Origin of the sequence: Paracoccus chinensis (assembly GCF_900102885.1) — a bacterium.
Taxonomy (GTDB): Bacteria; Pseudomonadota; Alphaproteobacteria; order Rhodobacterales; family Rhodobacteraceae; genus Paracoccus; species Paracoccus chinensis.
On sequence record NZ_FNGE01000046.1, the window covers coordinates 1 to 5,000 of the forward strand.

The 5,000-nt window shown below is 61.3% G+C and carries 5 protein-coding genes and 1 pseudogene; 2 read left to right on the top strand and 4 right to left on the bottom strand.

Translation table 11 applies throughout. The annotated features are described in order from the left end of the window. Positions 1-656: pseudogene (locus BLQ03_RS17325) on the bottom strand (IS5 family transposase); the annotation flags it as partial. A gap of 794 nt (positions 657-1,450) precedes the next feature. Here BLQ03_RS17325 and BLQ03_RS17330 point away from each other — a divergent pair. Further along, a complete protein-coding gene (locus tag BLQ03_RS17330) occupies positions 1,451-2,089 on the top strand; it encodes a cold-shock protein (RefSeq protein ID WP_090757541.1) in 639 nt (212 codons plus the stop codon). A 580-nt stretch (positions 2,090-2,669) separates the two neighbouring features. Here the strand turns inward: BLQ03_RS17330 and BLQ03_RS18730 are convergent. Next, positions 2,670-2,783, bottom strand: a complete 114-nt coding sequence (locus BLQ03_RS18730) for a PaeR7I family type II restriction endonuclease (protein WP_217629796.1) — start codon at positions 2,781-2,783, stop codon at positions 2,670-2,672. A gap of 27 nt (positions 2,784-2,810) precedes the next feature. On the opposite strand from BLQ03_RS18730, the gene BLQ03_RS17335 reads away from it, so the two are divergent. Beyond that, positions 2,811-4,019: a GAF domain-containing sensor histidine kinase gene (locus BLQ03_RS17335; RefSeq protein ID WP_090757542.1), complete on the top strand. Its 1,209-nt coding sequence runs from the start codon at positions 2,811-2,813 to the stop codon at positions 4,017-4,019. A 255-nt stretch (positions 4,020-4,274) separates the two neighbouring features. Here BLQ03_RS17335 and BLQ03_RS19290 read toward each other — a convergent pair whose 3' ends face one another. After that, on the bottom strand, positions 4,275-4,508 hold the full coding sequence (locus tag BLQ03_RS19290) for a zinc finger domain-containing protein (protein ID WP_090757543.1): 234 nt from the start codon (positions 4,506-4,508) through the stop codon (positions 4,275-4,277). A gap of 68 nt (positions 4,509-4,576) precedes the next feature. After that, on the bottom strand, positions 4,577-4,759 hold the full coding sequence (locus tag BLQ03_RS17345) for a hypothetical protein (protein WP_090757544.1): 183 nt from the start codon (positions 4,757-4,759) through the stop codon (positions 4,577-4,579). Positions 4,760-5,000 lie beyond the last annotated feature (241 nt).

Genomic DNA, 5,000 nt, shown 5'->3' on the forward strand with positions numbered 1-5,000 from the left:
AGTGATCCCTTTGTCTTTCAGGGCATTTCTGAACCAGTTGGCATCGTAGCCCCGGTCTGCCAGCAACCATTCCGCTGAGGGCAAACCTTCCAGCAAGGCCGCGGCGCCAGTGTAGTCGCTGACCTGGCCTGCGGTCAGGAGTTCGAGGATGAGGGATTGGTCCAGTGGACCAATCCCCTGAGAACGCGGATCGGCCGCCCATGAGCATCGGTGACGGCATGCAGCCTGGTGTTCATGCCGCCCCTTCTCGGGAAAACGATCCCGTGGATCGTTTTCTGACCCTCGAACTCCGACCGATCAGTCGGCCGCGCCCCCTTTTTTCGACTGCAGGCTGGTCGCCGTCCGGTGCGCCTTGAGGCAGGTGGCATCAATCATGATCGTCTCGGGTTCGGAGGCCTCCGCGGCCAACCCCTCCATGATGCGAGCAAAGACGCCCCTATCGCCCCACCGCTTCCAACGGTTGTAAAGCGTCTTCGCAGGACCATCCTCCCGGGGAGCGTCCCGCCACCGTAACCCGTCGCGGTTGACGAAACTTATGCCACTAGAGCCACACGCCGATCATCAACACGCGGCTTGCGTTCGCAAGCTCACCTCTTCGGAAAGAAGGGCCGCAGCCGCACCATCTGCGCATCGGTCAGCCAGAAAAGGTTTCTCATTTGCCAGTCTCCTCGCAGAGGCTGAATCACGCAGAAGTGTCAAACCGCAAATCCGCTTCCTGCGCATCCGCGCCACGTCTGCTCAGAACAATTGAGGACAGCTATTGCAGGCGCTATGGCTGCCCTGCCGCACTGCCGACGGGCCGCTTTTCACCTCTGTGCCACTGACGTTCAGAACCAGAAGGTAGCCCATGGAGCGTCCATACGGGCGCTTTGATTTTGGTGTCTGGTAAGCGGTGATCTTTTAGGCAGTCATCGCCCAAGAGCCGAGCGGGAACGGTAGTAACCCCCGGGTCGGCTGCAGGATGGGAGTCCCCAGCGCCGTGCCAGGGATCGCCGTCTCCGAAGCAGCTCTTCGTGTCCGCTGCAAGGCCCGAGGTAGGTAACGTCTGCTTTGCGGACCGACATGCCGTACCTTCCAGCCGGACGGGGCCTCTTTCCGTTCGGCCAATCCCGACGGGGGCACCTATCCCAAAGGCCAGCTAACATCTTCTGCCTGCCCCGGATATCCATTCCCTTGTTAACCAGTTCGCCGCGTCGGCGTTTTACCAGTATCAGGGGTCGGCTACGGTCGGCCCCGTCTGGTCGTTTCCTTGGGACTGATCGCAAAAGCCCTGCCTTGGTCGGCGGGGCTTTTTGCTGTTCACTCGAGAAGCTCATCTAATATCCTGAAAACGATTTCATTCTTTCGAAACTCTTGCACTGGTTGTATCAATCTGTCGGTCGGCCCCACCGACACCTGCAACGAGTAATTCGCCCGAACACCCATCCTGGGCGGAACATGAGAACCAAGAATGAACAACAAGATTTCCGAGGCGACCCAGCGCATACAGGGACGGGTAAAATGGTTCGACCCTGCCAAGGGCTTTGGTTTCATCGCAGATGATGCCGGGGGGGCTGACGTTCTTCTGCATGGCAATGTCCTGCGCAGATTCGGGCAGAGTTCGGTCATCGAAGGGGCAGTTATCGAGGTAACGGCGGTCCAGACCCCCCGCGGGCGGCAGGCGCTCGAGGTACTGTCGATCACGGCGGCACCGTCCGAGTCCGGCGCTCCGATTGCCGAACTCGAAGCGCTGGCCGAGGACGACCTGGCCGCGCTGCCCCTGCTGCCGGCCCGGGTGAAGTGGTTCGACCGCACCAAGGGCTTTGGCTTTGCCACCATCTTCGGGCGCAAGGGCGACGTCTTCCTGCATCTCGAGGTCTTGCGCCGTGGCGGTCTTGCCGATCTTCTGCCCGGGGAAGCAGTTGGCCTGCGCGTCTTCACGGCGCCGCACGGCGTGATCGCCGCGCAGATCGCCGCATGGGAGAAGGCCGTAACAGACGACCTGTGGCAATCTGGGGAGCGTTCAGACACGAAGGTTGTCAACTCGTTGCGTATGATCTCGAGTGCGGGTCCAAAGGTCTTGCCGCCGTCCAGGAAGGCCTGCGCGTAACTCACGCGGACCTCGACCCCGCTGCGCGACATCCCGCGCTGTGCGGCAGAGTGTTGCAGCGACAATCGAAGCGGCCTGAGCCGACCGCTTGCACCGGCACCTTTTAGGCCGCGCTGACGGTGGCCGTGGAGGGCAAGCAAATGCTGGTGATCCCGGGAGAGCAGATGCTGGACCTGATGGTGCGGATCGGGATCGCGCTGCGGGAAACGGCAGATTGCGGCGGCAGTTTGCCGCCGCAAGGATCAAGGAAGCTGAAGCTGGCAGCAGACCCACTGTGCCCTGCAATCACAATAGGGCAGGGCCAGCCCGCCACGCGCAGCCGGGCCACCGAGGCGGCGATGGAGGCCTCGCTCCGATCCTTGGCCTCCGCCGTGGCGGCGAGATCCGCGAAAAGGCAGCGGACTTCCCGTTGGTCAGGGGAATGCCCTGAGCTGCATCGTCCTTCATGCGTGAAGCCCTTTCAGCGACGCGATCGTGGAGGGAAAACGTTGCTGGGCAACGCCCCCGGTCCTTTTTTCCCTTCCTTACGTCCTGAAGGCTGTTGGCAGGACCGTGCCGCTTGTCAGGGCCAAAACTGCGGTCAGAAATCATGTGCGCCGCCCGTCGCCTTTTCGGCCCGGTTACTGGCATTGTTGCCGAAGAAGCTGACTTTCTTGTTATCGCCGGGTGCCTGCACCAGATAGGGCGGTGCCATCGAGTGACCGAACCAGAAAGACCTCACATGGACGCGCGGAGCAGCATCTCAGCCAGGATCGAAGACCACGACTTCGGCAACGACATTGCGGTGATCCAGAGCAACGCCTCTGTCCCGACCATGCTTGAAACGGTCTGTCTCGCAACGGGTCTGCGGTTTGCCGCGATCGCACGTGTGAACGAGGAGCGGTGGATCACCTGCAGCACAGTCGACCATCTGGGCTTTGGTCTGTCGCCTGGTGACGAACTGGTCGTGGAGTCGACCCTTTGCCATGATGTCCGGCAGTTCGCGACCGAGATCATCATCAATGATGTCGAGTGCGATGACGTCCATCGCGACCATCATACGCCGAAGCAGTACGGCTTCCGCAGCTATCTTTCGGTCCCGATCTTCAGGCCGGACGGATCGTTCTTTGGGACGTTGTGTGCGCTTGATCCCGAACCGAACCGGTTGGACGACATCCGCATCCTGAAGATGGTACGGCTGTTCGCGAAGCTGATCGGAGACAGCCTGCAAGTGGAGGAGAAACTTCAGGAGGTACAGGGCGAGCTTGCAACCGCACGGCATCTTTCCGGCATGCAGGAGCGGTTCATCGCGATCCTTGCACATGATCTGCGCAATCCGATTTCCGCAATCCTTTCAGGTTTGCGTATCCTGACCCGCACATATGACGATCCTGAAACAGTCGAGTTGATCGGCCTCATGAACGCGGCTGCACAGCGGATGGCGGACCTCGTGAACAACCTCATGGACCATGCGCGCAACCGGCTGGGCGAGGGCCTCGTGCTCAATCGCATCAAGGACGACAACCTGCGCGAAGTGCTGGAGCAGATCGTTTCGGAATGCCGCACCATGGCACCGAACCGGCAGATTGATCTCTCGATAGATATCCCGGGTCCGGTCTACTGCGACCCGGCGCGCATCGCGCAGTTGTTTTCAAACCTGCTCGGCAATGCCATTTCCCATGGCGCCGAGGATCGGCCGATCCAGGTCGCAGCCCATGTAACGGATGGTCTCCTCCGCCTGCAGGTGGCGAATGAGGGTCCCCCGATCCCGAAAGAGAAGATCCCCGAATTGTTCACGGCATTCAGCCGGGTCAGCAATGGGCCTGGACAGGAGGGGCTTGGGCTTGGGCTTTATATTGCATCAGAGATCGCGAGGGCTCACGGGGGAAGGATGGAGGTAACATCCGACACCAGCCAAACTGTGTTCACGTTTGAGATGCCCTGCTTGTAAATCTTCAGCGGCATGAACCGCAGCTTTCTCCGCAAAGCCGTTATAAACGGAGAGCGGCTTGTGGCCGGACAGGGCTACAATCGGGCCGACGAAAAGAAACCCCGCCGAAGCGGGGCCAGGTGATCCTCCGTTGCAAGAAGGATAGCGGTCAAGCTGGGTTGAAGCCCTCCAGGCGAATGGGGGTGTGTGCTCACGCATGGACGGACCAGTCGGGCAGGGTGCAGCCGGTGCGTTGCCAAGGAGGCAGGATGAGCCTCAATGGCGGGCGCGTCCACGCGGGTCGATCAGCCAGCCTGGGGCCGCATGGATGATCGCGGCCCAATCACCATGCTGCGCGATGAACTGCCGGGCGGCCTCGGCACGGCGGGCGGCGTGAAGATCGAAGGCCATGTGCCCGCTTGAACAGCGGCACCAGAGGCCTGGGGCCGCACGGCAGGTCGGGCAAGGGACGGCCAGAACGGGGTGGTCGTATGCGGTGAAGTCGGGCATGATGACTCACCTCCCTATTGTAAACTCTGTTGCCGGGGCGGGCTGACCCGCCCCGGCATTTCATCAGGTCAGAACCAGTCGGGCACCCAAGCCTCGATGCGGGCCTTCTTCTCCGCGTCGATGCTCCAGACGCGCTGGTGATCGGGGTCGCTGAACAGCTTTTCGAGCGACAGCGCCTTTGCGGCCTTCTTCTGGCTCCTGAATGCCTTGAAGCCTGCGCCCTGCGGATCGGTACCGGTAAGCTCCAGCATGAGCCCGTCCAAGGTGTCGGCGCTGACGCGGCCGAAGAAGTTCTCGGCGTTGGGTACCCAGACCTGCCGGAGGCTGGCCCTGGTTTCAGCCTCGACCTTGGCGAAGATCGGATCACGGTCGCTGTATTTGAGGCTGCGGGCCAGAGCTAGGGTCAGGACTCGTTAAGTTTCATAGCCAGAAGATGATGGTTGCGGCGAGTGCGATAGCGGACAGGAACACCTTCGGGCATCTGTCGTAACG

Excerpts from the sequence above, each read along its gene's own strand:
- BLQ03_RS19290 (WP_090757543.1), bottom strand. The coding sequence starts at position 4,508 with ATGCCCGACTTCACCGCATACGACCACCCCGTTCTGGCCGTCCCTTGC.
- BLQ03_RS17345 (WP_090757544.1), bottom strand. The coding sequence starts at position 4,759 with ATGCTGGAGCTTACCGGTACCGATCCGCAGGGCGCAGGCTTCAAGGCA.
- BLQ03_RS18730 (WP_217629796.1), bottom strand. The coding sequence starts at position 2,783 with ATGGCACCGCCCTATCTGGTGCAGGCACCCGGCGATAACAAGAAAGTC.
- BLQ03_RS17330 (WP_090757541.1), top strand. The coding sequence starts at position 1,451 with ATGAACAACAAGATTTCCGAGGCGACCCAGCGCATACAGGGACGGGTA.
- BLQ03_RS17335 (WP_090757542.1), top strand. The coding sequence starts at position 2,811 with ATGGACGCGCGGAGCAGCATCTCAGCCAGGATCGAAGACCACGACTTC.